General features: G+C 70.1%; 21 protein-coding genes. 12 read left to right on the top strand and 9 right to left on the bottom strand.

Annotated features, from left to right (window positions below; all coding sequences use genetic code 11):
* Both RN729_RS05070 and acs read right to left on the bottom strand, forming a co-directional pair.
* The coding region (locus RN729_RS05070; protein ID WP_310782593.1) for an MFS transporter at nucleotides 1-472 on the bottom strand (472 nt) is incomplete at its 3' end.
* Nucleotides 473-514: 42 nt separating this feature from the next.
* Nucleotides 515-2,500, bottom strand: coding sequence for an acetate--CoA ligase (gene acs / locus RN729_RS05065; protein ID WP_310782592.1), 1,986 nt, complete (start codon nucleotides 2,498-2,500; stop codon nucleotides 515-517).
* A gap of 167 nt (nucleotides 2,501-2,667) precedes the next feature.
* On the opposite strand from acs, the gene RN729_RS05060 reads away from it, so the two are divergent.
* Entirely contained in the window at nucleotides 2,668-2,976 is a 309-nt protein-coding gene (locus RN729_RS05060; protein ID WP_310782591.1) for a hypothetical protein, read from the top strand.
* A gap of 10 nt (nucleotides 2,977-2,986) precedes the next feature.
* Nucleotides 2,987-3,862 carry a cation diffusion facilitator family transporter gene (locus tag RN729_RS05055; protein WP_310782590.1) on the top strand — a complete coding sequence of 292 codons (876 nt, stop codon included), beginning with the start codon at nucleotides 2,987-2,989 and terminating at the stop codon, nucleotides 3,860-3,862.
* 55 nt (nucleotides 3,863-3,917) lie between these two features.
* Here the strand turns inward: RN729_RS05055 and RN729_RS05050 are convergent, their stop codons facing one another.
* On the bottom strand, nucleotides 3,918-4,589 hold the full coding sequence (locus RN729_RS05050; RefSeq protein WP_310782589.1) for a hypothetical protein: 672 nt from the start codon (nucleotides 4,587-4,589) through the stop codon (nucleotides 3,918-3,920).
* 79 nt (nucleotides 4,590-4,668) lie between these two features.
* Between RN729_RS05050 and RN729_RS05045 the strand changes: the two genes are divergently transcribed.
* Nucleotides 4,669-5,076, top strand: a complete 408-nt coding sequence (locus RN729_RS05045) for a DoxX family protein (protein WP_310782588.1) — start codon at nucleotides 4,669-4,671, stop codon at nucleotides 5,074-5,076.
* A gap of 146 nt (nucleotides 5,077-5,222) precedes the next feature.
* Nucleotides 5,223-7,715, top strand: coding sequence for a leucine--tRNA ligase (leuS, locus tag RN729_RS05040; protein ID WP_310782587.1), 2,493 nt, complete (start codon nucleotides 5,223-5,225; stop codon nucleotides 7,713-7,715).
* 21 nt (nucleotides 7,716-7,736) lie between these two features.
* Here leuS and RN729_RS05035 read toward each other — a convergent pair whose 3' ends face one another.
* From RN729_RS05035 to RN729_RS05025, 3 genes are read right to left on the bottom strand one after another with little or no spacing between them, the layout of a single operon-like run.
* Complete coding sequence (locus RN729_RS05035; protein ID WP_310782586.1) at nucleotides 7,737-8,024, bottom strand: Fe(2+)-trafficking protein; 288 nt, start codon at nucleotides 8,022-8,024, stop codon at nucleotides 7,737-7,739.
* Nucleotides 8,021-9,145, bottom strand: a complete 1,125-nt coding sequence (locus tag RN729_RS05030) for an aminopeptidase (protein WP_310782585.1) — start codon at nucleotides 9,143-9,145, stop codon at nucleotides 8,021-8,023. Before RN729_RS05030 ends, RN729_RS05035 begins: the two co-directional genes overlap by 4 nt.
* Nucleotides 9,142-10,236 carry a DNA adenine methylase gene (locus RN729_RS05025; RefSeq protein ID WP_310782584.1) on the bottom strand — a complete coding sequence of 365 codons (1,095 nt, stop codon included), beginning with the start codon at nucleotides 10,234-10,236 and terminating at the stop codon, nucleotides 9,142-9,144. The genes RN729_RS05030 and RN729_RS05025 overlap by 4 nt, the downstream gene beginning before the upstream one ends.
* A 50-nt stretch (nucleotides 10,237-10,286) precedes the next feature.
* Here RN729_RS05025 and RN729_RS05020 point away from each other — a divergent pair, with 50 nt between their 5' ends.
* On the top strand, nucleotides 10,287-11,606 hold the full coding sequence (locus tag RN729_RS05020; protein WP_310782583.1) for a glycosyltransferase N-terminal domain-containing protein: 1,320 nt from the start codon (nucleotides 10,287-10,289) through the stop codon (nucleotides 11,604-11,606).
* 31 nt (nucleotides 11,607-11,637) lie between these two features.
* Here RN729_RS05020 and RN729_RS05015 read toward each other — a convergent pair whose 3' ends face one another.
* On the bottom strand, nucleotides 11,638-11,856 hold the full coding sequence (locus RN729_RS05015; protein ID WP_310782582.1) for a PLDc N-terminal domain-containing protein: 219 nt from the start codon (nucleotides 11,854-11,856) through the stop codon (nucleotides 11,638-11,640).
* Entirely contained in the window at nucleotides 11,853-13,745 is a 1,893-nt protein-coding gene (locus RN729_RS05010) for an ABC transporter ATP-binding protein (RefSeq protein ID WP_310782581.1), read from the bottom strand. Before RN729_RS05010 ends, RN729_RS05015 begins: the two co-directional genes overlap by 4 nt.
* A 75-nt stretch (nucleotides 13,746-13,820) precedes the next feature.
* Here RN729_RS05010 and uvrA point away from each other — a divergent pair, with 75 nt between their 5' ends.
* Together uvrA and RN729_RS05000 are read left to right on the top strand one after the other, a co-directional pair.
* Nucleotides 13,821-16,703 (top strand): excinuclease ABC subunit UvrA, encoded by a 2,883-nt coding sequence (uvrA, locus tag RN729_RS05005; RefSeq protein ID WP_310782580.1) that lies wholly within the window; start codon nucleotides 13,821-13,823, stop codon nucleotides 16,701-16,703.
* On the top strand, nucleotides 16,700-17,746 hold the full coding sequence (locus tag RN729_RS05000; RefSeq protein ID WP_310782579.1) for a glycosyltransferase: 1,047 nt from the start codon (nucleotides 16,700-16,702) through the stop codon (nucleotides 17,744-17,746). Before uvrA ends, RN729_RS05000 begins: the two co-directional genes overlap by 4 nt.
* Before the next feature lie 77 nt (nucleotides 17,747-17,823).
* Here the strand turns inward: RN729_RS05000 and RN729_RS04995 are convergent, their stop codons facing one another.
* Nucleotides 17,824-18,936 carry a saccharopine dehydrogenase NADP-binding domain-containing protein gene (locus tag RN729_RS04995; protein WP_310782577.1) on the bottom strand — a complete coding sequence of 371 codons (1,113 nt, stop codon included), beginning with the start codon at nucleotides 18,934-18,936 and terminating at the stop codon, nucleotides 17,824-17,826.
* A 26-nt stretch (nucleotides 18,937-18,962) separates the two neighbouring features.
* On the opposite strand from RN729_RS04995, the gene RN729_RS04990 reads away from it, so the two are divergent.
* The 5 genes from RN729_RS04990 (at nucleotide 18,963) to RN729_RS04970 (ending at nucleotide 25,320) form a co-directional block, all read left to right on the top strand.
* A complete protein-coding gene (locus tag RN729_RS04990) occupies nucleotides 18,963-19,562 on the top strand; it encodes a metallophosphoesterase family protein (protein WP_310782576.1) in 600 nt (199 codons plus the stop codon).
* A gap of 127 nt (nucleotides 19,563-19,689) precedes the next feature.
* Nucleotides 19,690-22,200, top strand: a complete 2,511-nt coding sequence (gyrA, locus tag RN729_RS04985) for a DNA gyrase subunit A (protein ID WP_310782575.1) — start codon at nucleotides 19,690-19,692, stop codon at nucleotides 22,198-22,200.
* Nucleotides 22,197-23,195 carry a threonine/serine dehydratase gene (locus RN729_RS04980; protein WP_310782574.1) on the top strand — a complete coding sequence of 333 codons (999 nt, stop codon included), beginning with the start codon at nucleotides 22,197-22,199 and terminating at the stop codon, nucleotides 23,193-23,195. The genes gyrA and RN729_RS04980 overlap by 4 nt, the downstream gene beginning before the upstream one ends.
* Nucleotides 23,195-23,908 (top strand): HAD family hydrolase, encoded by a 714-nt coding sequence (locus RN729_RS04975; protein ID WP_310782573.1) that lies wholly within the window; start codon nucleotides 23,195-23,197, stop codon nucleotides 23,906-23,908. Before RN729_RS04980 ends, RN729_RS04975 begins: the two co-directional genes overlap by 1 nt.
* Entirely contained in the window at nucleotides 23,905-25,320 is a 1,416-nt protein-coding gene (locus RN729_RS04970; protein WP_310782572.1) for a hypothetical protein, read from the top strand. The genes RN729_RS04975 and RN729_RS04970 overlap by 4 nt, the downstream gene beginning before the upstream one ends.
* Nucleotides 25,321-25,322: the final 2 nt, after the last annotated feature.

Below are 25,322 nucleotides of genomic sequence, written 5' to 3'. Positions count from 1 at the left end.
GGTGGGGCAGCGCGCTCCCGACCGCGAGGGCGCCGATGAGGATCCCGATCGCCATCCCGCGTCCCGCGCGGAACCAGCCCGCGACCATCTTCATCCCGGGCGGATAGACCCCCGCCAGCGCGACCCCCGTCACGAACCGGAGCACGATGGTGAGGGCGAGTCCGTCCGCGAAGACCGCGATCGCCGCGGTGGCGACCGCGCCGAGCAGGGCCGACCCAGCGATGAGCCGACGCGGGTCCCACACGTCGGAGAGTGTGAGCAGCGCCGAGAGAACGGCCCCCGTCGCGAAGCCGAGTTGCACGGAGGTCGTGAGCCAGGCCGCCCCGGCATCGTCGAGCCCCCACGCGTCGCGCAGCTCGGGGACGACCGCGCTGGCCGAGAACCAGAGGCTCATCGCGAGCAGATCCACCAGCGCGAGGAGCGCGAGTTGACCCGCCCTCCGCGAACCGGTGTCCGAAGAGGGCGGGGTCATGGGCGGTGGCGGGCGGGCGCTGGCGTGGCTGGCTCTACCCGGTCAGCCCTCGCTATCGGCGAATTGTTGCTGCAGGCTTCTCACCACCGCGGGGTCGGCGAGCGTCGTCGTGTCGCCCAGCGCCCGTCCCTCCGCCACGTCGCGCAGGAGGCGCCGCATAATTTTTCCGCTCCGCGTCTTCGGCAGTTCGGCGGCGAAGATGAGGTCGGCCGGCCGCGCGATCGCGCCGATCTGCGCCGCCACGTGCCCCCGCAGTTCCTGGCGCAGCGCCTCGGAGGTCTCCGTCCCCTCCACCACGCTCACGAACGCGGCCACCGCCTGTCCCTTGATCTCGTCCGAACGCCCCACGACCGCGGCCTCCGCGACGGCCTCGTGGTCGACGAGCGCGGACTCCACTTCCATGGTCCCGATCCGGTGGCCGGCCACGTTCAGCACGTCGTCGACGCGGCCCATGATCCAGTAGTAGCCGTCCTCGTCCACCCGCGCACCGTCGCCGGGGAAGTAGATGTCGGGCCACTTCGACCAGTACGTCTCGCGGTAGCGCTCCTCGTCCCCCCACACCCCCCGCAGCATCCCCGGCCACGGCGAGGTGATCGCCAGATAACCGGATTCCGCCGGGTTACCGTCCTCGTCGAGAATCGCCGCCTCGATGCCGGGGAAGGGGACCGTAGCCGTCCCGGGCTTCGTGGTGATCGCCCCGGGAAGCGGCGTGATCATGATTCCGCCCGTCTCCGTCTGCCACCACGTGTCGACGATCGGACAGCGCCCGCCGCCGATGTGGCGGTCGTACCAGATCCACGCCTCGGGGTTGATCGGTTCGCCCACCGTCCCGAGCAACCGGAGCTTCGAGAGGTCGTAGCTCGCCGGCCAGTCGTCCCCCCACCGCATGAAGGCGCGGATCGCCGTCGGCGCCGTGTAGAACACCGTCACCGCGTAGCGCTCGCACAGGTCCCAGAAGCGGCCCCGGTCGGGCCAGTCGGGCGATCCCTCGTACATCACCACCGTCGCCCCGTTCGCGAGCGGGCCGTAGACGATGTAGGAGTGCCCCGTCACCCAGCCCACGTCCGCCGTGCACCAGTAGATGTCGTCTTCCCTGAGGTCGAACACCCACTTCGCGGTCGCGGTCACGTGCGTCATGTAGCCGCCGGTCGTGTGCATCACGCCCTTCGGCTTCCCCGTCGTCCCGGAGGTGTAGAGGATGTAGAGGAGGTCCTCCGAATCCATCCGCTCGGCGGGACAATCGGCGTCCGCCGCGGCGATCAGCTCGTGGTACCAGTGATCCCGGCCCTCGGTCATCTCGCAGGACGGCGTGTCCACGCGGCCTCCGTGGGGCGCCGCCTCAGGGTCGGTCACGGCGGAGCGCTGCACGACGACGACGCTCTTCACGTAGTCGAGACCCTCGATGGCGGTGTCCGTGCTCGCCTTGAGCGGGATGATCCCGCCGCGCCGATATCCCCCGTCCGCCGTGATCACGCATGTGGCATGGGCGTCCTCGATCCGGTCGCGGAGGGACTGCGGCGAGAAGCCTCCGAAGACGACGGAATGCGGGGCGCCGATGCGCGCGCAGGCGAGCATGGCGATGGCGGCTTCCGGAACCATCGGGAGATAGATCGCGACCCGATCGCCCTTCCCCACGCCGAGCCCCTTGAGCGCGTTCGCGAAGCGGCACACTTCCTGGTGCAACTCGCGGTAGGTGTAGCGACGGATGTCTCCCGGCTCGCCCTCCCAGATGAGCGCGGTCTTCGAACCGCGCGTCTCCAGGTGGCGGTCGAGGCAGTTGTGCGCGGCGTTGAGCGTGCCGCCCACGAACCACTTCGAGAAGGGCGGATCCCACTCCAGCACCGTGTCCCAGGGCGTGAACCAGTCGAGCCGGCGCGCCCACGCCTCCCAGTACGCCTCGCGGTCCCGCTCGGCCTCGTCGTACGGGCCGCGGTCGCCCACGTGGGCGGCCGCGACGAAGCCCGCCGACGGTTCGAAAGTCCGCTGTTCGTCCAGCAGGACATCGATTTCCCGGTGCTGTTCAGACATGGAATCGCTCGGATCGGAAGGGAGAGAATGGACGGTCGCGCTTGTCACGGAGCCGCCGGGGGCACCATCTAGTGGGCCGGCCGGGGGGCGGCCCGGCGTGACAGTAGACGACGCCCGGAGGCGCAGGCAAGAACCCGGCGCCCCGGCGCGACGAAGCACGGAGTTTCATGACCGAAGACACGCTGGCCTGGATCCTGATCATCGCCGGCTCCCTGGGCGCGCTCTGCGCCCTCGCCTTTGGCATCTGGGTGGGGCTCGGCTCTCCCGGGCTCTACGACAAGCACGCGCCGACAGGAAGGGCGCCGCGCGAGTCGCCCTGGCGCTGGCTGCTGGGAGGCCGCCGGCGCGCCCGTTCGAGCCGCTTCGACGCCGTGATGCGGGATGCGGACGTTGAAGACGAAGAAGACGACGGGGAAGAGCCCGAGCCGTACTCAACCAAGCCGGACTTCAGCCGGGGGCGTCGCTTCAGGCGATGAGTCCGCGGCGGTGAACTCGACGGCGGACCGCCACCGACGGGTGCGCCGCATACTCCTGTGGGTGCTGCTCGCGAACGTGGCGGTGATCGCGGCGAAGTTGATCGTGGGACTGCGCACGGGATCGATCGCCGTTCTGGGCGACGCGGCCCACTCGGGCGTCGATGCGATCAACAACGTCGTGGGCCTCGCCGCGATGCGCCTCGCGGCCGCTCCGCCCGACGCCGAGCACCCCTACGGACACGGCAAGTTCGAAACGCTCGCGGCGCTCGCCGTGGCGGCCTTCCTCTCCGTCACCTTCTTCGAACTGGTACAGAGCGCCCTCGACCGCCTGATTCAGGGTGGCGCTCCGCCGGATGTCGAGCCCGCGATGATGGGGGTGCTCGCCGCTGCGCTCGTCGTGAACGCGGCGGTCGCGCTGGGCGAAGCGAGGGCGAGCCGGAGGCTGTCGAGCGAAATCCTCGCGGCGGACGCCCGGCACACCGCGTCCGACGTCCTGGTTACGGCGGCAGTCCTGGCCGGGCTTGCGATCACCGACTGGACCGGATGGGCTCCGGCCGATGCATGGCTCGCCCTCGCCGTGGCGCTCGTGGTGGCCCGCTCGGGATACAAGATCTTCCGCGAGACCATCCCCGTCCTCGTCGACGAGCGGGCCGTCGATCCGCGGGAGATCGAAGGCGTGGCGAGCAGCGTGCCCGGCGTGCGTGCCGTGACGGGGGTCCGCTCGCGCGGCAAGTCGGTCGGGCGCTTCGCCGAACTCACGATCCGGGTCGAACCCGCCGAAACGGTGGTCAGCGCCCACGAAATCGCCGATGAAGTGGAGCGGCGGGTCGCCGCCCAGATCGGATTCACCGACGTGACCGTCCACATCGAACCGCACATGACCTGAGTCAGGCGAGCGCTTCACCGCTCTCGACGCTGACGCGGGGTTTTGCCACGGGCTGCTAAGCGTCTGGGGTCGGGGTTGGCTCGATCACCCAGAGGCAGTACTCGCCCCCCATGGCCTCGCACTGCGGGTGCGAAACGTCGCCCTCCCCGGCCCGGTACATTCGGAACGACTCCTCGATGATCCCCGACACGATCTCGCAGCCGCTTCCGCCCCTGTCGGCCGTGGCCAGGACAGGGAGACCGTGTTTGATTGCGAGCCCGTTCATGTCCCTCGCGAGCCAGATCTTCGAGGAGGGAGTCAGGCGGCGGGCGATCTTCTTCACTCGCCGCCAGGCGAGGATGCGGCGGAGGCGGAGAGGGATCAACCGCCATCCCAGGCGCAGGGCCACCCGCCCGCCGGGGCCAAAAGCCTCGTGCGTGACGCGGCGTCCCGCTGCGGCGAAGATCTCCCGAGCGTCGATCCGCTTCGCGACGAGTTCGAACAGGCTCGCCACTTCGGCGGCGTGCACATCCCCGCCGTCCTCCTCGTAGCGGCGGATCTGCTTGAGCACGACGCTCGAAAGCCCAAGCCGGCGCCGCAGGTTCAGGGAGAAATCCACCTCCTCGAGTTCCCGCGGATCTTCGGGTGTGTCGAGGTCCCTGAGGGTCAGCAGGAGGACCAGCGGAATGTGAACGGGGACTTCGCCCTCGAACTCCCCGTCTTGTGCGCGCGGAGAATCAACCGGCATCATGGGTCGCAAGGCTACGGCGGCACTTCCGGGCCTGCAAGCGGCGCGGACGCCGAGCCCCCCCCAAATGGGAGGCGTCATGAATGCACCCGTCTCGAAGGAAACCACCCACGCCGTGCTCCGGGTCACCGCCGGCCTCATGCTATGGCAGCACGGAGCCCAGAAGCTCCTCGGCATGTTCGGAAGGGAGGCGGTCGGCAACTGGTTCTCATGGCCCGTGGGCATCGCGGGACTCATCGAGTTCTTCCTGCCGATCCTCATCATCCTCGGGATCCGGACGCGCTGGGTCGCCTTCATCCTCACGGGGCACTTCGCGGTCGTCTACTGGTGGCGCCACTTCTTCGCCCGCGAGATGGAGTTCTGGCCGATCGTGAACGGCGGAGAACTCGCCGTCCTGTACTGCGCCATCTTCCTCTTCCTGTGGACGACGGGCAGCGGCAAGTTCAGCCTCGACGACAGGGTCCCCGGCCCGGGCCGGGAGAGCTAAGCGTCCCAAGTTGTTCGGCCGCCGTTCCGGCCCCATTTTGTGCGGTCGGACGGCGGCCTCCGCAGGGTGCCGCCGTCTCGGTCTTTGCCACGGACTGCTAGTGCATCTCCCCGGCGTGATCCCTGGACGGAGCGGACCCGCGACCCATGTACGACCCGATCGCCATCGAAGCCCGGTGGCAGGCCTGGTGGGAGGAGAACGGGACGAACGAGCCCGACCTCGACGCCGCCGAGCGCCCGTTCTTCAACCTCATGATGTACCCCTATCCGTCGGCCGAGGGGCTCCACGTCGGGAACCTGTACGCCTTCACGGGGGCCGACATCTACGGGCGCTTCCGCCGCCTGCGGGGTGATGACGTCTTCGAGCCCATCGGATACGACGCGTTCGGCATCCACTCGGAGAACCATGCGCTCAAGGTCGACACGCACCCGATGAAGTTGATCCCCTCGAACGTCCGCAACTTCGAGCGGATGCTGAGGGCGGCGGGGCTCATGGCGGACTGGTCCCGCACCGTCGATACGACGGATCCGCGCTACTACAAGTGGACGCAGTGGATCTTCATCCAGCTCTTCAAGGCGGGCTTGGCGGAGAAGAAGGAGGCCGCGGTCAACTGGTGCCCGCTGTGCAAGACCGTCCTTGCGAACGAACAGGTCATCGGCGGGCTGTGCGAACGGTGCGACGCCCCGGTCGAACAGCGGATGCTGAGCCAGTGGTTCTTCCGGATCACGGACTACGCGCAGCGGTTGCTCGACAACCTGGACTGGATCGACTGGTCCGAGACCACGAAGACGGCACAGCGCAACTGGATCGGCCGCTCCGAGGGCGCGCGGCTGCACTTCCCGCTCTCGGACACGGCGGCGAGTTCGGGGGCCGCGGCCGCCGGGCAGGCAGACCGGATCGAGGTGTTCACAACACGCCCCGACACGCTCTTCGGCGCGAGCTTCATGGTGCTGGCGCCGGAGCATCCCCTCGTCGAGCGGCTCACGACGGACGAGCGCCGCGCCGAGGTGGAGGGCTACGCGCGCGCCGCCGCGGCCGTCGACCTCGTGGAACGGCAGAAGACGGACGATCGCGAGAAGACCGGCGTCTTCACGGGCGGGTACGCGCGGAATCCGGCCACCGGGGAGGACATCCCGGTCTGGGTCGCCGACTACGTCCTCATGGACTACGGCACCGGCGCGATCATGGCCGTGCCCGGACACGATCAGCGGGACTTCGATTTCGCGCGCCGGTTCGGGTTGTCCGTCGTCCAGGTCGTGTGTTCCCGCGCGGTGCTCCCGGAGGGTGCGGATCCCGCGGACGTCGGGGAAGGCGAGGCGGAGGCCGCCTTCGTCGAGCACACCCCCGATGAGATTCTCGTGAACTCCGGACGCTTCAGCGGGATGGAGGCCGACGCGGGCGGGCGCGCAATCACCGAGTGGCTTGCGGAGCGCGGGCTCGCGGCGACGGAGGTCAACTACCGGCTGCACGACTGGTGCATCTCCCGACAGCGGTACTGGGGGCCGCCCATCCCCATCATCTACTGCGACACCTGCGGTCCGCAGGCCGTGCCGGAGGAGGATCTCCCCGTCGTCCTCCCGTACGTGGAGGATTTCCGCCCCACGGAGACGGGCGTGAGTCCGCTCGCGCGCGACCCGGAGTTCCACGCGGCGACGTGTCCGGAGTGCGGCGCCGAGGGCCGGCGCGAGACCGATGTCTCCGACACCTTCCTCGACTCGGGCTGGTACTTCCTGCGCTATCCCTCGACCGAGTTCGACGACCGGCCCTTCGACCCCGACCGGACGCGCGACTGGCTGCCCGTCAGCAGCTACATCGGAGGCGAGGAGCACTCCGTCCTCCACCTCCTCTACTCCCGTTTCCTCACGATGGTGCTGCACGACCTCGGGCACCTTGAGTTCGAGGAGCCGTACGACCGCTTCCGCAAGCACGGCCTGCTCATCAGGGACGGCGCCAAGATCTCGAAGTCGCGCGGCAACGTGATCCTCCCGGACGAGTACATCGCGCGGTTCGGCGCGGACACGTTCCGCATGTACCTGATGTTCCTGGGCCCCTTCCAGCGGGGTGGAGATTTCCGCGACAGCGGTCTGGCCGGGCCCGAGCGCTTCCTGAAGAAGGTGTGGGACAGCGTGACGGCGGCGGCCGAGGCGGGGCGCACGGGATTCGACGATGCCGGCGTGGAGCGGGCGCTGCACGCCACGATCAGGCAGATATCGGAGGACCTCGAAGCGCTGAGTTACAACACGGCGATCGCTGCCGCGATGGACTACCTGAACACGGTGCGCTCAGGCGGGCGCACGGCCTCGGTCGACGAGGTGTGGCCGCTCGTGATCATGATCGCGCCGATGGTGCCCCACATCGCCGAGGAGCTGTGGGCCCGCCTCGGCGGCGAGTCGAGCATCTTCGATCACGCGGAGTGGCCGGCCTGGGACGAGAGCAAGCTCGTGGTGGACGAGGTCGAACTTCCGGTGCAGGTGAACGGCCGGCTGCGGGCGACGATCCGGGTCGCGCGCGGAGCCCCCGAAGAGGTCGTGCGCGAGGCGGCGCTGGCCGAGGCGAACGTGATCCGGCGCCTCGACGGGGTCGCGATCCGCAAGGTGATCCACGTGCCGGACCGGATGCTCAACCTCGTGGTTTCCTAGCACCGTCGGCGAGCGCGGGCTCTACCACTCGACGGAACCTTCCTCGCTCGCGTCGATGGAGGCGGCCGTGCCTTCCTCGCCGAAGAGGTAGATCCGCAGGTTCTTGTAGAGAAACTCGCGCGCCGCGGATTCGTGGAGCTTGAGCCCGTAGTGGTTGATGAGGAGCATCTGCCGCTCCTTCCACTCCTCCCAGCATGGCGCGCAGATCTCGGCCACGATCCGACGGCCGAGTTCGTTCGGGAACGGGACGCGCTCGATCCGGCCCGGGTCGTCGCGATCGCAGCGTACACAGACGAACGGTTCCGTCATCTCGAACCTTCCGTGGTCTCGGAGCCGTCCCCTTGGCGGGGGCCCGTGTCCGCGGGACCCAAGAGGCGCGTCAGGGCCTCCCACGGGTCGCCGGTCGCGGTCTCCCGCATCAGCGCCTCGACGGAGGGCACCAGCGCGCCGTGCGACTCGTACACGCGCTCGAAGTCATCCAACCTCGTGTAGTAGAGGAGGCGGGAGATCATCCACGCGTTGTCGAGACCGTCCGGGTCGAGCGAGCCGTACTGCGCGTGCAGCCGCGGCTTGTACTCCGTCTCGAAGCGTTGGGCCGCCGCCTCGAACACCTCGCGTTTTGCCGCCCGCTTCGCGTCGTCCGGCATGGCGGAGGCGTACACCTCCTCCAGCGGCGCAAGGATGGAATGGAAGAAGTGGCCGAACAGGCGCGTGTCCTCCCACCTCCACTGCGCCCGCACGCAGGCGCTCTCATCCGCCACCGCGTCGCAGAAGAACTCGATGGCGCCGCGGTACCCGACGAAGTTCGCGAAACTCTCGTTGAAATCCGCTTGACCGGTCGGGAAGTACGTGCTGTGCGTGATCTCGTGGATCACCGTCTCGACGATCCCGAGACTGTCGAGGCGCAGCGTCGTCGACATGATGGGGTCCGGGAACCAGCCCAGCGTCGAGAAGGCGGAGACCGGCCGAACCGAGACGTCGTAGCCTTCCTCGGCCAGGCCGGCGGCCTCCGCGCGGGCGTCGTCGAAGTCGAAGTATCCCTTGTAGGGGACGTGGCCGACGATGGGGAACCACCAGGTCTTCCAGCGCAGATCGAACTCCGGGGCGGCGAGCACGATCAGGACCAGCGTGTCGCGGTGAAGTTGCGTGAACGACTCGTAGCTCGCGCCCGCGCGCAGCCCAAGGTCGCGTTCCGCGAAGTCTCTCGCGTCGAGGACGAGCCGCAACTTGTCGCGGGTCTCGCGGGCCACGGTCGTGTCGTGGATCACGGCCCGGATGGGACGGCGCGCCGAGAGAATGCGGGCCTCCTCCCAGCCGGCGCGCAGGACGTACGCTGGCGAGCAGCCGCCCGCGCTCAGCAGGAGCAGCACGAGGCCGGCGCGCGCGCGGGAGACGGAGAGGCGGGCGCCCAACCGGCGTATCCTGCTCACGCGCACCTCACGTAGTGGAGGTGTTCCCGCACGTCGTCGCGCAGGTAGCTACGCTGCGGGCCGTCGGCGTCGCTCCGGTAGCGGCGGTACGGCCGGTTGTGGAACGCGTAGCTGTCGGGCAGTCCGCGTTCGCGCAGCGCCCCCTCGATGGCGGCGCGGGCCAGGTGCCCCTCGTCGTTGTAGCTGAACAGGATGTGGCGTCCGTCCGCGGCTTCGAGCACCTCCCGCAGGGCGTCCGCAGCCCGGTGCTTCCGGCACCAGTCCGAGCGCTGCGCCTCGTCGGGTATGAGTCCCGTCTTTCCCCGGATCTCCGGCGGCACGGCCCAGCCGAGCGCGAGGAGTTCGGGGATGTGATAATACGCGGGATATTGCCGGCCGTTGTAAGGGGGATCGAGATAGACGAGATCGACGGGACCGATGGATGCCAGGAGGCGCGCGGCGGGTCCGCGGAACGCGCTGCAGGCGCCGGCGCCTTCCCGGCGCCGGGTCGGCTCGATGGGACGGAGTTCGAGCGGGCGGAGCGCGTTCGGCTGCATGGTTTTTACGAACGAGGCGTACACGCCGGTCGTGTTCGCCACCCGGTCGGCGGCCTCGATGAGCGTCGCGATCAGGAGTTGGGCCGCGGCTTCGCTGTGAGAGGATCCGCGGGTCCAGCGCTCGATCCGCGTCCGGACCCGATCGATTTGCCGTCCGTTCTCGGGGGAAAAGTACATGCGCCCGTGCTCCCGGCCGCCGGCTCCGTCGCTCGTGTAATTCTCGGAGATGAACCCGCTGCGGGGATCGTCGAGTTCGGCGAGCCCCTCGAGCAGGGTGCGGTAGCCGATCTCGCGCTTTCCGTTGCGGGCCGCCGGCGGCAGGAGCGAGGTGGGATAACGAGGGTGCGCGTCGAGTTGGACTCGCGCGACCTGGAGGGCGTAGGAAGACGCCATCAGGTCGCCCGCATGGACCTGCCAACCCTTCTCCTTGAGCGCCGCCGACACGCTGGCGGTGCCGGCGAACGGGTCGCATGCAACGCCGGGCGTCTCCTGGAACCGGTCCACGGTCTCCAGCAGGAAGGGGACGAGCTTCGTTTTGTTCCCGAGATAGCGCACGCGGGAGAATATGGAGACGGGATGCGGGCGAAAAGCTCCGGGGCGCCGTCGTGAACGCCGGAGCGCGTCTTACGGGAGCGGCGACCGGCGTCGCGCTCGCGGCGGTTCCCCTGCTTCAGCGCACCCGCCCGGACATCGCGCGGGCGCTCGCGGCGCGGCGGCGCGCCACCGCGGAGCTCGCCGCGTGGGGGCGGAGCCGGGAGCCCGGGCCGCTCGTGTGGCTCCACGGCGCTTCCGCCGGCGAACTGCTTGGGGCAGTGCCGGCCATACGGCGTCTGCGCGGTTCACCGTCCGGATCGCGCGCGGGCGCGCGGGCGCAGCTCGTCGTCACGCACGGCTCGCCGTCGGGCAGGGCGGCACTCGCGTGGCTGGACCCGGATCATTCGGGCCCCCCGCCGCTCGACCGGGCGCGCGACTGCGATGCCGTGCTCGCCGCGGTGCGGCCAGGCCTGCTCGTGTTCGCGAAGCTGGACGTGTGGCCCGGACTCGTGGCCGCGGCCGGACGGGCCGGGGTGCCCGCCGCGCTCATCAACGGCACGGTCCGCGATGGGAGCCGGCGCTCCGGCGCCCTCGCCCGCCGGCTCTTCCGCGCGTCGTATGCGCGCCTGGACGCGGTCGGCGCCGCGACCCCGGAGGACGCGCGGCGACTCGAAGCGCTCGGCGCCCGGCCGGGGGCGCTCGCAGTGACGGGGGACGGGGCGTTCGACCTCGCGCTCGAACGGGCGGACCGCGCCCGCGCCGACGGCTCGGCCGCGGCTCTCCGCGACGCGCTCGGCGCGACGGACGGGGCGACCCCGCGGCTCGTCGCCGGCTCCACGTGGCCCGCGGACGAACGCGCGCTGCTCGATGCCGCGGCGGCCGTGCGGCGGGATGGCGGCCCGGGCTGGCAGTTCGTGATCGCGCCGCACGAGCCGACCGCCGCGCACGTCGACGCTCTCGTCGCGTCGTGCGCGGCCCGCGGGGAACGCATCATCCGCTGGAGCATGATCGGCGATGCCGCCGCGACGCCCGACGCCTCCGTCATCGTCTTCGACGAAGTGGGCCGGCTCGCGGAGCTGTACGCGGCGGGCGATGCGGCCTATGTGGGCGGCGGCCTGGGCGGCACCGGGCTCCACAACGTGCTCGAGCCCGCCGCGGCCGGGCTGCCCGTCGTCTTCGGCCCGCGCCACGACCGGGCCGACGCCCGCGCCCTCGCGTCAGCGGGCGGCGGGCTCGTCTCCCCGGCCGGCGCGCTCGCGGACACCCTGACCGGGCTGGCCGACCCGCTTCGCCGCCGGCGCCACGCCCGGGCCGCCCGGGCGTTCGTCGAAGCGGGATCCGGCGCGGCCGCCCGTACGGCGGACCTCCTGCGCCTGCTCTGGCCGTCCTGACCTGCGGTCGCGAACGCTGCCGGCGGCCCGTCTAGCGCCGCTCCGCCCAGAGCTTCGGGGCGAACACGAACCAGAGCACGCTGCCGACGATGGGGCAGAGGAAGATCACGGCGACCCACAGCGTCTTCTCTCGCCTCGGCGCCGTGGAAAGCGCGGTGATGCACGTCGCCCAGAGGTTCAGGGCCACGAGAAGGGCCACGAGCACGAGGCGCATGTCCAGCGCCGCCGCCCAGTCCAGCACGGCGTTCATGCGGCGGCCGTCGGCTTCTGGAACTGGAGGCGGTGGAGTTGCGCGTAGAGGCCGCCGCTCTCGAGCAGCGTGTCGTGCGTGCCGGATTCGCTGATGCGTCCGTGATGCAGCACGAGGATGCGGTCGGCCCCCCGGATGGTGGAGAGCCGGTGTGCGATGACGAGGCTCGTCCGTCCCTCCATCAGGCGCTCCAGCGCCGCCTGGATCTCGGCCTCGATCTCCGAGTCCACCGAACTCGTCGCCTCGTCCAGGAGCAGGATCGGCGGATCCCCCGCGAGGGCGCGGGCGAAGGACACCAGCTGGCGCTCGCCGACGGACAGGTTCCCGCCCCGCTCGCTCAGCGGCTCGTCGTACTTCTTCGGCAGCCGCGCGAGGTGCCGGTCGACCCCGACCTGGCGGGCAGCCTCCCGGATCTGATCCCGCCCCACCGCCTCGCGGTCGAGCGCGATGTTGTCCGCGGCGGAGCCCGAGAAGAGATAGACGTCCTGCAGCACGAGGCCCATCCGTTGCCGAAGGTCGGCGAGCCGGAGTTCCCGGATGTCGACCCCGTCGAGCAGAATGCGCCCGCGTTGCGGCTCGTAGAAGCGCATGAGGAGGCTGAACAGCGTTGTCTTGCCCGCTCCCGTCGCTCCGACGACCGCGAGCCGCTGTCCCGGCTCTGCCGTGAAGCTGATGCCGCGCAGCACCCAGCCGTCATCCGGCGCGTCCTCGTCGAGCCGCCCCTCCGCGCCTTCCCAGGCCGCGGCGTGGGCCAGGGCCGGCGTCGTGACCCCCGCCGCATCCTCCTCCGGCGACAGATACCGGAACCAGACGTCCTCGAACTCGATGCGGCCCTTGACGCTCGTCGGAAGATCCCTTGGATCCACCGGGTCCTCGATCCCCGGCGCCTCGTCCAGGAGGCGGAAGATCCGCTCCGAACTCGCCATCGCGCCCTGCAGGATGTTGTACTTTTCGGACAGGTCCTGGATGGGTCGGAAGAACCGTTTCGCGTACTGCAGGAAGGCCGCGATGACCCCGATCGTGACCGTCCCCTCGAGGGCCTGGTTGCCTCCGTACCAGATGATGAGCGCGAGCGCGACGGACGCGAGCACCTCGACGACGGGGAAGAAGAGCGCGTAGTACGTGATTGAGCGCAGGTGGGCCTCGAGATGGTCGTCGTTGATCTCGGCGAACCAGCGGGTCGCCGCCCGCTCCTGCCGGAACAGCTGCACGACGCGCACCCCCGTGATCCGTTCCTGCAGGAAGGCGTTGATGCGCGCGAGCCGGATCCTGATGTCGCGGTACGCCTCGCGCACCTTCTTCCGGAACAGCCAGGCCGCCATGAACACGAGGGGGAGGACCGCGAACGTCACGAGGGCGAGCCGCCAGTCCATGACGAGCATGGCGATCATGATGAAGGCGACCGTGAAGACGTCCCCGAAGATCGTGACGACCCCGGAGGTGAACATCTCGTTCAGGACCTCGACGTCGCTCGTGAGCCGCGTCATCAGGCGTCCGACCGGGTTCCGGTCGAAGTACGCGAGCCGGAGGCGCTGCAGGTGCCGGAAGATCTCCTGCCTCAGGTCGAGCATCACGTTCTGCCCGATCCACGTGGTCAGGATCGTGCGCCCATATTCCAGAAGTCCCGAGAGGATGAGCGAGACGAAGAAGAGGATCGCAAGGTTGCGGATGGCGCCGAAATCGCCGTCCGGGATCGCGTGGTCGATGACCTCCATCGTCAGCCAGGGGCCGACGAGCGCGAGACCCGAGGCCGCCACGAGCATCAGCACGGCGATCGCGACCCTGCCCCGGTACGGTCGCAGGTACGCGAGCAGACGCCGCATGAGACGGGCGTCGTACGCCTTCCCGAGCGCTTCTTCTTCCTGGAGGGGACCGTCCGGCGCTTGCATGCCCCATAGTACGAACTCGCCGCCCGCGGTCCAATCAGGTTGGCGCGCCCCGCCGGCGCCGGCCATCATGCTCCCATGAGCGACCGGATCCGGGTCCGAGGCGCCCGGCAGCACAACCTCAAGGGCATCGACATCGACATCGAGCGTGGGGCCCTCACCGTCCTCACGGGGCCCTCCGGTTCGGGAAAATCCAGCCTCGCCTTCGACACGATCTACGCCGAGGGACAGCGGCGGTACATCGAGTCGCTCTCCACCTACGCGAAGCAGTTCCTCGAGCGGATGCCGAAGCCCGACGTCGATCTCGTCGAGGGCGTGAGTCCCTCCGTCGCCATCGACCAGAGCAACCGCGTGCAGTCGAGCCGCTCCACCGTCGGCACGATCACGGAGGTCTACGACTACCTGAGACTTCTGTGGGCGCGCGTCGGGACGACCGTGTGTCCGGAGTGCGGGCGTGCCGTCGTGCCGGACACCGTGACGTCGGCCACCGACGCGCTCCTCGATGCCGGTCCCGAGGCGCGGCTCGCCATCGCCTTCCCCATCCCCCGCGAAGAGCGCACGGACGCCGAGATGGTGGTGGAGAACCTCAGGGCGCGGGGGTACGTCCGCGTCCTCGCCGACGGTCGCGAACTCTACCTGCCGGACATCGATCTGAAGAAGGAGGAGGAAGGGGAAGGGGACGAGGTTCGGGTGTTGACCGACGCCCGCGAGGCGCTCGTGATCGTGGACCGGGTCGGATCCCGCGCGGAGGACCGGGAACGGATCGCGGATTCGCTGGCCGCGGCCTTCGCCGAGGGGAGAGGCGCCGCCGTCGCGCTTCTCTGGTGGCGCGGGGCCGGGGCGCCCGAGCGCCGCGATTTCGAAGAGGCCCATCGCTGCGGGCTCTGCGGCCTGGCGTTTCCGCGGCCCACCCCCCAGCTGTTCAGCTTCAACAGCCCCGCCGGCGCGTGCGATACCTGCACGGGGTTCGGGGCCGTGCTCGAGTACTCTCCCCAGCTCATCGTTCCCGACCCGGGCCGTTCGCTGGATGAAGGGGCGCTCGATCCATGGTCGAAGCCCCGTTACCGGCGCGAGCGGTCGCGCCTGAGAGAGTTCGCCGCCGCCTCGGGACTCGACGCGTCCCTCCCGTGGGAGGCGCTTCCCGACGAGGGCCGCGACGTCCTGTTGAACGGGGGAAGATACGCCGGAGAACGCTTCCGGGGCGTCATCCCCTTTCTCCGCTCGAAGGAAAAGAAGCGGTACAAGGCGTATATCCGCGTCTTTCTGCGCCAGTATCAGCTTCCCGAGTTGTGTTCCGGCTGCGAAGGCTACCGCCTGAAGCCGGAGTCGCTGAACGTCCGCGTGGGGGGGCGGCACATCGCCGAGGTCGCCCGGTGGACCGTGAAGGAGATCTCCGGCTGGCTCGCGGGAGGACTCGACCTCACCCCGTTTCAGCGCGAGGTCGCGTCGACGATCCTTCGCGAACTCGAGCACCGGACCTCGTTTCTCGAGGAGGTCGGGCTCGGATATCTGACGCTGGACCGGCAGGCCCGATCCCTCTCCGGGGGGGAGATGCAGCGGATCCGCCTCGCGAGCTGTCTCGGGAGCCGGCTCGTCAGCACGCTCTACGTCCTCGACGAACCCACGATCGGCCTCCATTCGCATGATATTCATGCGTTTACCGGCGTCCTCCACCGGCTCGCGAACCGCGGGAACACGGTCCTCGTCGTCGAGCATGAGCCCACGGTGCTGGAGAGGGCCGACCGCATCGTCGAACTGGGGCCCGGGGCCGGGGAGCAGGGCGGCGAGATCGTGTTCCAGGGCGGCTGGGACGACCTCCTCACGTCGGAGACCGGCACGGGAGAGGCCCTCGCGCGGCGGGCGACCGCCGCCGGGCAGGGCGCGGCGCCGTCGAGCGGCGGTCCCCGACTCGTCCTGCGCGGCGCCCGCCTGCACAACGTTCGGGGTGTGGATGTGGCGATTCCGCTGGGGTCGCTCACGCTCGTCACCGGCGTCTCCGGTTCCGGGAAGTCGACGCTCATCCGCGGCGTGCTGTACCACGCCCTCGAACGGGAGATCACGGACCGCTCCTCCGCCAAGCCGCATCTGGGCGAGCCCGCCGGCTCCTGGGACCGGCTCGAAGGCGCGGAGTTCCTGGAGGACGTCGTGCTCGTCGATCAGCGGCCGATCGGCCGCACGCCGCGCTCGAACCCGGCGACCTACATCGGAGCCTTCACGGCGCTGAGGAACGCATACGCCGCCCTCCCGGAAGCCCGCTCCCGCGGGTACGAGGCGGGATACTTCTCCTTCAATCGTCCGGGCGGGCGCTGCGAGCGCTGCAAGGGCGCGGGGGAGGAGACGGTGGAGATGGTCTTTCTGGCCGATGTCTCCGTGCCCTGCGAGGCGTGCGGGGGCTCGCGCTACCGTCCCGAGGTGCTCGAGATCGGGATTCGCGGCCGCTCGATCCGCGACGCCCTCGACATGACCGTGGACGAGGCGATTCGCTTCTTCATCCGGCACGACCGTCTCGGAGCCCGGCTGTGGCAGCTGCAACGGGTGGGTCTCGGGTACCTTCGGCTCGGCCAGCCGGCCACGACGCTCTCCGGGGGGGAGGCGCAGCGCCTCAAGATCGCCCGGGAACTCGCGCGCCGGGGAGGTGCGGGCCGCAGGCTGTACATCCTCGACGAGCCGACCGTCGGCCTCGGGGTGGCGGAGGTCGGCACGCTCGTCGCGGTGCTGCGCGAACTCGTGGGCGAGGGGCACGCCGTCGTCGTCGTCGAACACAACCTCGACGTCGTCGCGGAAGCCGACTGGGTCATCGACATGGGGCCCGGACCCGCGGAAGACGGAGGCCGCATCGTGGCGGCGGGTCCGCCGGACGTCATCGCGGAGTCCGGGGCCTCGCTCACGGGCGCCTTCCTCCGTGCGCGGGCGGAGCGGCTCGGGCTCGATGCGGTCGTCGCCGGCGCGGGGTCGGCGTGAGCGGAGCGGGCACGGCGCACGTCTCCATCCTTCTGCCGTGTCGCGACGCCGAACCGTTCCTGGGCGCGTGCATAGAGAGCCTCGCCGCCCAGTCCGAGCCGCGCTTCGAGGTGCTCGCGCTCGACGACGGTTCGAGAGACGGCACCGGGACGCTGCTCCGGGCGTGGGCGGAACGGGACGCTCGCGTCCGCCTCTTCGATCGCGACGGTTCGGGGATCGTGGCGGCGCTTCGCCGGTTGTCCGGGGAGGCGCGGGCGTCGCTCCTTGCCCGCATGGACGCCGATGATGTCGCGCACCCCGACCGGCTGGCCGCGCAACTCCGCCTCCTGGCCCGGCGCCCCGGCATCGCCGCGTGCGGCACGGGCGTCCGCTACTTCCCCCGGCCCCGCCGCGGCTCGGGCTATCTCCGCTACGAGCGCTGGATCAACGGGCTCACCGAACCCGCCGCGGTCGAGCGGGATCTGTTCGTCGAATGTCCGATCGCCCACCCCACCCTGATGGTTCGGCGCGACGCCTTCGAGGCCGTCGGCGGCTATCGCGACACCGCGGGACCGGAGGACTACGACCTCATCCTGCGGCTGTCCGCTGCGGGCTGCCGCATGACGAACGTGCCGCAGGTCCTCCACGAGTGGCGCCTGGGTCCGCACAGGCTGTCCGAGAAGTCGGACCGCTACAGCCCCGGTGCGTTCCGGCGTCTGAAGGTCGCGCACCTTTCGGCCGGCTGCCTACCGGCTGGACGGCCGCTCGTCATCTGGGGCGCGGGCAAGGTCGGCAAGGCCTTCGCGCGCGGCTGGCTCGAGCAGGGAGGCGCCGCGAGTCGCGCCCGCCCGGTGGAGGCGTTCGTGGACCTGGACCCGCGCAAGATCGGGCAGAACATCCACGGCGCCGTCGTCCTCCGCCCGGAGGACCTCCCGGGGTTCACCGCGCCCGCCCGCCCGTACGTGCTCCTCGCCGTCGGCACGCCCGGCGCCCGCCGCGAGATCCGGGAGGCGTTGGGGGGCTTGGGGTTTCGGGAGATCGAGGACTACCGCGCCGTGGCTTAACACCTGACGGTGCATCCGGGGGTGCAGATTGTCATTTCGATTGACAATCTGCACCCCCGTTTCGAGAGTTCGCTGGATTATGGCACCAGTCGCTCATCCCCACCCGCGCGTGCGGGACCCTCACCGTCGAGCACTTCCCATGTCACTCCGTCGAACTCCCGCAACAGGTCGGCACCGTAAGCGGAAGACGGGGTCTGGTAGCCCGCCTTGAAGTCGCCGGCCACCGCGCGCGCCGCGATGGCGACGGCCACCGTCGCGGTGAAGCCATAGGGATCCGGCGTGCGCACACGCGCCGCCACCCGCCTCCCCTCCGCGTCTTCGATCTCCGCGACCAGGATCGCGTGCGCCGTCCGGCGCGCCGATTCGGTCGGCCCCTCCGGCCCGCGGTCGAGCAGGCGGTTCAGTAGCGCCTGTCCCGTCCGCGCAGCCAGCAGCGGCCCGAAGCCACGCAGGATCCGCGTGAGGCGCGTGAAGCTCCGGGTTGCCTGCAGGTACGTCTCGATGTTCGGTATTCCCGTGGAATGGAAGGCCGTCGTCACGTCCCCCAGCACCCCGACGAGCGCGGCGTCCGGCGGGGGTCCGAAATCGAACTCGTAACGGAGTTGCCCGGGTCGCACGGTCGCGATCGCACCGTCGCGCCGGATCCGGAACTGCCCGATCGCCTGGGCGACCGTCCGCATGGTGCCGCGGGAGGCGCCGCTGCGGGCCGCGAGGCCGAGCCTCAGGGTGCGGCCGCCCGGATGCCGCATGGCGAGGTCCGCGATGAGGCAGTCGCTCGGGACGACGTCGAACCCGACGCCCGGCATGACCATGATGCCCGCCTCGGCGGCTGCCGCACCGCGCGCGGCCAGCGCCTCGAACACATCGACCTCTCCGGTGATGTCGAGATAGTGCGTGCCCGTCGCGAGGCAGGCGTCGTACATCGGGAGGGCCGTGCGCGAGAACGGTCCCGCGCAATGAAGGACGACCGAAACGTCCTCCAGCGCGCCGGCAAGCGCGGCCGGGTCGTCCAGCCCGAACGCCCGGGTCTCCAGGCCGTGCCCCGCAGCCCCCGATGACGCCAGCGCGGCGAGCTTCTCCGGGTCCCGCCCGGCGACGACGGGCCGCAGCCCGGCCCGAACGGCCTCGGCGACCGCGAGCCGCCCGGTATATCCCGTGGCGCCGTAGATGAGCAGTTTCGGTTCAAGCATGCCCCCAAACTACGGAGAGACTCGCCATGCGTCTGCTGCTGTTCAGCGACCTGCACACCGATCTCGCGGCCGCCGCGTCGATCGTCGAGCGGGCGGCCAACTTCGACGCGGTCGTCGGTGCCGGCGATTTCGCGGTGAAGCGCCGTGGCCTGGGCACGATCATCGAAGTCCTGGCCGCGATCGAAACTCCCACCGTCCTCGTACCCGGAAACGGCGAGTCCGCCGAGGAACTCTCCAACGCGTGCGACGGCTGGCCGGCGGCTCATGTCCTGCACGGCACGGGCGTCGAGATCGGTGGCATGCCCTTCTTCGGCCTCGGCGGCGGCGTGCCGGTGACGCCCTTCGGCGCATGGAGCTACGACTTCACGGAAGACGAGGCCCGGAACCTCCTCGCACCGTGCCCCGAGGGTGCCGTGCTCGTGTCCCACTCCCCTCCGCTCGGCCACGCGGACACCGCCGCGTCGGGTCGGCACGTGGGCAGCACCGCCGTCCTCGAAACCATCGAACGGACCCGTCCCCGCCTCGTCGTCTGCGGCCACATCCACGACTCCTGGGGCGTCCGCTCCCGGGCCGGTCACACGCCGGTCGTGAACGCGGGTCCCGGCAGCGTCGAGTGGCGTCTCTGAAAGTCGCGAAATGCCCCGAAATCCGGTAGATTAGAGGGTCTTACCGAGTGTGGCCGGGCTCCCCCGGAGCTGCCATTGGCCGCCGCGTCCTCGAAGATCTCGAAAACGCCAGTTCCAGCGGGAATCCATGACCACCGAGAGCATAGAACGCGTCGAGCAGAGACCGCTCGAAGAAGAGATGCGCGAATCGTTCATCGACTACTCGATGAGCGTCATCGTACAGCGCGCCCTTCCCGACGTTCGCGACGGCCTGAAGCCGGTCCACCGGCGGATCCTGTACGCGATGCACGAGGCCGGCCTCGGCCCGACCCGACCCTATAGAAAGAGCGCGACCGTCGTCGGCGACGTGATCGGGAAATACCACCCGCACGGCGATTCGGCCGTCTACGATTCGCTCGTCCGGATGGCGCAGGAGTTTTCGCTCCGCTATCCGCTCGTCGACGGGCAGGGAAACTTCGGGTCCGTGGACGGCGACTCCGCCGCGGCCTACCGCTACACCGAGGCCCGGCTCCACGGGTTCGCGAGCGAACTGCTCGGTGATATCGACAAGGACACGGTCGACCACACGCCGAACTTCGACGACCGCCTGCAGGAGCCGACCGTTCTGCCCTCGGCGCTCCCCAACCTTCTCGTCAACGGCTCGTCCGGCATCGCGGTGGGCATGGCCACGAACATCCCCCCGCACAACCTCCGCGAGGTGGCCGCCGCCTGTCACCGTCTGATCGAGGCGCCCGACACGACGCTCGACGAGTTGATGGAAATCATCCGCGGTCCCGACTTCCCCACCGGGGGCACGATCTTCGGCGGGGCCGGAATCCGCGAAGCCTACCGGCTGGGGCGCGGCCGCGTCGTAATGCGCGCGAAGGCCGACATCGAGGAGGGACGGGACGGTCGCGACCGCATCATCGTCCGCGAGATCCCCTTCATGGTGAACAAGACCCGCCTCATCGAACAGATCGCGGGTCTCGTGCGCGACAAGAAGGTCACGGACATCTCCGACCTCCGCGACGAGTCCGACCGCGACGGGATCCGGGTCGTCATCGAACTGAAGCGCGACGCGGTGCCGCAGATCGTCCTGAACCAGCTCTTCAAGGGCACGCAGCTCCAGTCCACGTTCGGCGTCATCATGCTCGCGCTCGTGGGCGGCGAGCCGCAGGTGATGGACCTCAAGACGATGCTCGGGCACTTCCTCGAGCACCGGCACGAGGTCGTCGAGCGGCGGACGCGCTTCGAGTACGGCGTGGCGAAGGACCGGGAACACGTCCTGGAGGGGCTCAAGGTCGCCGTCGACCACATCGACGAGGTCATCCGCATCATCCGCGCCTCCCCCGAGACCGAGGTCGCGGGCGCGGAACTCCGGTCGGCCTTCGATCTCAGCGAACGCCAGGCCGACGCCATCCTGAACATGCGGCTCGCGCGCCTCACGGGTCTCGAAATCGAGAAACTCGAGGAGGAGCTGGAGAAGGTCCGCGCGCGCCGGCAGGAACTCGAGACCATCCTCGCCTCGCGCGACCGGCGGATGGAGATCGTCGGGGATGAGCTGTCGGCCCTCGTCGACAAGTTCGGGGACGAGCGCCGGACGGAGATCGTGCCCGACACCTCGGACCTCACGGACGAGGACCTCATCGCCGAAGAGCGGATGGTCATCACCGTCTCGCACTCCGGCTACATCAAGCGCATCGAGCCTGCGGTCTACCGGGCGCAGCGGCGCGGCGGGCGCGGGATCGCGGGCATGGGCACGAAGGAAGAGGACTGGGTGGAGCACCTCTTCCTCGCCTCGACCCACGACTACCTCCTCATCTTCACGAGGGATGGCCGCCTGTACCGGCTCAAGGTGTACCAGATCCCCCTGGCGCGGCGCACGGCCCGCGGCAAACCGATCGTGAACCTGCTCCGGATGAACAAGGGCGATGAGGTCGCCTCCATCGTGCGCGTGCGGGAGTTTTCCGACGACCGATTCCTCATCTTCGCGAGCCGGCACGGACTCGTGAAGCGGACGAGCCTTGCCGCATACCGGAACGTGCACGCCGGGGGTCTGCGGGCCATCAACATCCTCGACGACGACCGCCTCATCGACGTCAAGCTGAGCGATGGTTCGAACGATGTGATCCTCGCCACGAGGCGTGGGATGGCGATCCGGTTCTCGGAGAGCGACGCGCGGGAGATGGGGCGGGCGACACAGGGCGTGCGCGGCATCCGACTCTCGGATGATGACACCGTCGTCGGGCTCGTGGTCGCCCGGCGGGGCGGTTCTCTCCTCACCGCGACGGAACTCGGGATGGGGAAGCGGAGCGACGTCGACGACTACCGGATCCAGAGGCGCGGCGGCAAGGGCCTCATCAACCTCAAGCCCACGGACAAGTCGGGTCTCGTCGCGGCGGTGCGGGAGGTGACGGACGACGACGAGTTGATGTTCGTGACCCGCAACGGCGTCATCAACCGGCAGCCGGCGGAGGGGATCCGCGTTATCGGACGCAATACGATGGGGGTGCGGCTCGTTTCCCTCGACGAGGGGGACGAACTCGTGGACGTCGCGAGCCTGATCGATCCGATCGGAACGGATCCGGCGGTGGACGACGATGCCGAGGCCGATGCTCTTGACGGTGCCGAGGCCGGTGACGTCGAGGACGCCGAGTGACCGGCGCGACCGCGATCCTCGTTTCACTCGCCGACGTCGAAGCCGCGCACGGGCGGATCCGCGGAGCGGTCCGGCGCACGCCGCTGATCCCCGCCCCGTTCCCTCGGGCGGGCGGGCGCGGCGCGACCGATGCGCCGGACGGCGTGTGGCTGAAGTGCGAGAACCTCCAGCGCGTCTCCGCCTTCAAGGCGCGCGGCGCGTACAACTACGTGAGCCGGCTCTCGCCGGAGGAGCGGGCCGCCGGGCTCCTCACCTACTCGTCCGGCAATCACGCGCAGGCGGTGGCGTGGACCGCCCGGGCGTTCGGCGTGCCGGCGCGGATCGTGATGCCGGTCGATGCGCCCGACGTGAAGCGGGAGGCGACGATCGCCCTCGGAGCGGAAGTCGAACTCGAAGGCACGACGTCGGCCGAGCGCAAGGCGCGCGCCGAGCAGATCCAGCGGGAGTTCGGCGGGACGATGGTGCCGCCGTTCGACGACCCGGACATCATCGCGGGGCAGGGGACCGTGGCGCTCGAGGTCATCGAGCAACTCGGCTCCCGGGAACCGGGGATGGTGCTGGCTCCGGTCGGCGGCGGCGGGCAGCTGTCGGGCGTCGCGGCCGTCGTGCGACGCCGGTGCCCGGAGGCCGAGGTGATCGGCGTCGAACCGGCGGGGGCAGCCTCGATGCTGCGCTCGCTCGAGCACGGCGCGCCCGTCACGCTCGACCGCGTATCCACCGTCGCCGACGGCCTCAAGCCGGTGCGCCCCGGCGACCTCACCTTCGCCCACTGCCGCGACCTGGTGGACCGCGTCATCACGGTCGACGACGAGGCGATCCGGGACGCCGTGCGCTGGCTCTTCGGCCTGCGGCTCGTCGTGGAGCCCTCCGGAGCGGCCACCGTGGCCGCGCTGCTCAGCCGCGCCGTGACGCCCGCGACACGGGGGGAGACCGTGGCGATCCTCTCCGGCGGCAACATCGAGCCCGCGCTCTTCGCGGACTGGATCGGCGGTTGATGGTCTCCAACGGGGCCGGCGCCTCGAAGCTCGTACTGTTCGACATCGACGGGACGCTCGTGCACGCGGCAGGGGTCGGCCGCTCGGCCATCGAGGGCGCGATGATCGAAGTGTACGGGACGCCCGGACCCATCGACGACCTCCCCTTCGACGGGATGACGGACCCTCAGATCGTGCGCACGCTCCTACGCGCCGAAGGCCTGTCGGAGGACGAGATCGCGCCGGGATTCGACCGGCTCTGGCCCGTGTACGCGGCGCGTCTGGAAGAGGAGATCGACGAGCGGCGCGACCGGATGCGCCCGACGCCGGGCGTCCCCGAGATCCTCGATGCGCTCGAGGCGGAGGGAGCGGCGCTCGGCCTGCTGACCGGCAACATCGTCGCCGGCGCCGAGGGCAAGCTCTCGGCGGTCGGCCTCTGGCGCCGTTTTCCGTTCGGCGCCTTCGGCTGCGACGACGCGGATCGGAACCGACTGCCGCCCATCGCGCTCGAGCGGGCCTTCCGCCATACGGGAACGCGGTACGGCCCCGGCCGCACCTGGATCGTCGGGGACACCCCGCACGACATCGAGTGTGCCCGCGGCTCCGACCTGTCCGTGCTCGGCGTCGCCACCGGACGCTTCTCCGTGGACGACCTTCGCCGGGCCGGCGCCGACCAGGTCCTTCCTTCGCTCCGGGACACCGGCCGCGCGATGTCGGCCCTGGCAGGCGCATGAACCGGAGCCCGGAAGGCGACCCGAAGGCCTATCGATTCGACATCCGCCTCGCGGGCGAGCCGGTGCGGCCGCGGGTCTCCGTCGTCTGCACGCCGGCCGGGGTCCACTTCGAGGACCGGCAGATCCCGCTCGCATCCGTCTTCTGGGTATCGAGGCGGGCCGGCCTCATTCTCGTCTTCGCCCGGCAGGAAACCGTCGCCTTCTTCGGGGAGAGCGGAGACCTGGAGGATTTCGCCCGCAGCGTGGAACGGGGCAGCGACGTGGCGGGCCGGCGGTCCCTCCTCCGGCCACTGGCCGCGGACATCGTCGTGTGTACCGCCGGCACCGAGATCACCGGGAGGATCGGCGACGCGCCCCTGGAGGGACTCTACCTCGCGGTGTTTACGAGGCGAGGGCTTCATCTCTTCGCCGAAGAGCACGAGTACACCCTGCGCTGGCCGACCGAGCACGCGGCCGAGGCCGCCGCCGACGCTCATGGGGACGGTCGCCCCGTCCTCGAACTCGCCAAGGGGGATGCGTCCTTCGAGATTCGCTATCTCTTCCCGGAGGAAATTCGCGCCGTCCTGGAGGTCACCGGCACCGTCCCGGAGCCTCCGGACACCGACGACGCCCTGGAGATGTTCGACAAGGGGCAAGTCGCGCGCCCGGTGCGGACGCGACTGCCCGATTTCTCTGTGGGCGCGGACACGCTGCAGCAGGTGTGCGAGGCGGCGGTCGACCGCGTGCGGATCGACCCTTCGATCGGCGAGAGCTTCGATCGGCGCTACTTCGAGCGCCACTTCCGGACGCTCGGCGAGATGGCGCTCGGGCCCCTCATGCTGCGGCGCTCCGCCGCGCTCGAAGCCGACTCCGTCGTCGGCGCCGTTCAGGCCATGGATGCGGAGCAGATGCGGCAGGACGCGATCGCCGCGTTTCGGGGTGTCACGGAAGAGCTGGTGCGAGTGTACGCGGCCGAAGTACAGGGGATCGTCAGGACCAGGCGTCTCGACCGGGACAAGGGCGAGAAGGCGTTGTCCGCCGCAGGTGAACCCGTCTTGCGGGAGACGACGTCAAAGTACATCGATGCCCTGAACCCGGCGTTCGACGCCACCCTGGCCCGGCAGCAGCTCCTCCTGCAGCAGTTGCACGCGCGCGATCTTGCCCCGCCGGAGGCGGAGGAAGCGAGCGTCGAGGAGGCGATCCGGGCCTGGAAGGACGAGGTGACGAAGCTCGACCGCGCGTACGTGTCCGCGGCCGCCGCGGCGCTCGTCGAAATCGGGGCTCTGTGGTCCGATCGCATGATCCCCGGCCTCCGGGCGCTGGCAGCCCTTCGAGCCCGACGCTTGTCGAAGCGGGGTCGATGGGCGATTCTCGCGATAGTGGCGTTCTTCGTCGCTGCAGCGCTGGCCTGGCTGGCCCGCGACCTGATTTAGGA

Origin of the sequence: Candidatus Palauibacter polyketidifaciens (genome assembly GCF_947581785.1) — a bacterium.
In the GTDB taxonomy this organism is placed as follows: domain Bacteria; phylum Gemmatimonadota; class Gemmatimonadetes; order Palauibacterales; family Palauibacteraceae; genus Palauibacter; species Palauibacter polyketidifaciens.
Note: the sequence above shows the minus strand (reverse complement) of the source record. Positions and strands in the feature narration are given on the sequence as shown.

Bases quoted from the DNA above. Each gene is read 5' to 3' on its own strand.
- RN729_RS05050 (WP_310782589.1), bottom strand. From the start codon at position 4,589: ATGCCGGTTGATTCTCCGCGCGCACAAGACGGGGAGTTCGAGGGCGAA.
- gyrA (WP_310782575.1), top strand. From the start codon at position 19,690: ATGACCACCGAGAGCATAGAACGCGTCGAGCAGAGACCGCTCGAAGAA.
- RN729_RS04990 (WP_310782576.1), top strand. From the start codon at position 18,963: ATGCGTCTGCTGCTGTTCAGCGACCTGCACACCGATCTCGCGGCCGCC.
- acs (WP_310782592.1), bottom strand. From the start codon at position 2,500: ATGTCTGAACAGCACCGGGAAATCGATGTCCTGCTGGACGAACAGCGG.
- RN729_RS04975 (WP_310782573.1), top strand. From the start codon at position 23,195: ATGGTCTCCAACGGGGCCGGCGCCTCGAAGCTCGTACTGTTCGACATC.
- RN729_RS05060 (WP_310782591.1), top strand. From the start codon at position 2,668: ATGACCGAAGACACGCTGGCCTGGATCCTGATCATCGCCGGCTCCCTG.
- uvrA (WP_310782580.1), top strand. From the start codon at position 13,821: ATGAGCGACCGGATCCGGGTCCGAGGCGCCCGGCAGCACAACCTCAAG.
- RN729_RS05045 (WP_310782588.1), top strand. From the start codon at position 4,669: ATGAATGCACCCGTCTCGAAGGAAACCACCCACGCCGTGCTCCGGGTC.
- RN729_RS04995 (WP_310782577.1), bottom strand. From the start codon at position 18,936: ATGCTTGAACCGAAACTGCTCATCTACGGCGCCACGGGATATACCGGG.
- RN729_RS04970 (WP_310782572.1), top strand. From the start codon at position 23,905: ATGAACCGGAGCCCGGAAGGCGACCCGAAGGCCTATCGATTCGACATC.
- RN729_RS05015 (WP_310782582.1), bottom strand. From the start codon at position 11,856: ATGAACGCCGTGCTGGACTGGGCGGCGGCGCTGGACATGCGCCTCGTG.
- leuS (WP_310782587.1), top strand. From the start codon at position 5,223: ATGTACGACCCGATCGCCATCGAAGCCCGGTGGCAGGCCTGGTGGGAG.
- RN729_RS05035 (WP_310782586.1), bottom strand. From the start codon at position 8,024: ATGACGGAACCGTTCGTCTGTGTACGCTGCGATCGCGACGACCCGGGC.
- RN729_RS05010 (WP_310782581.1), bottom strand. From the start codon at position 13,745: ATGCAAGCGCCGGACGGTCCCCTCCAGGAAGAAGAAGCGCTCGGGAAG.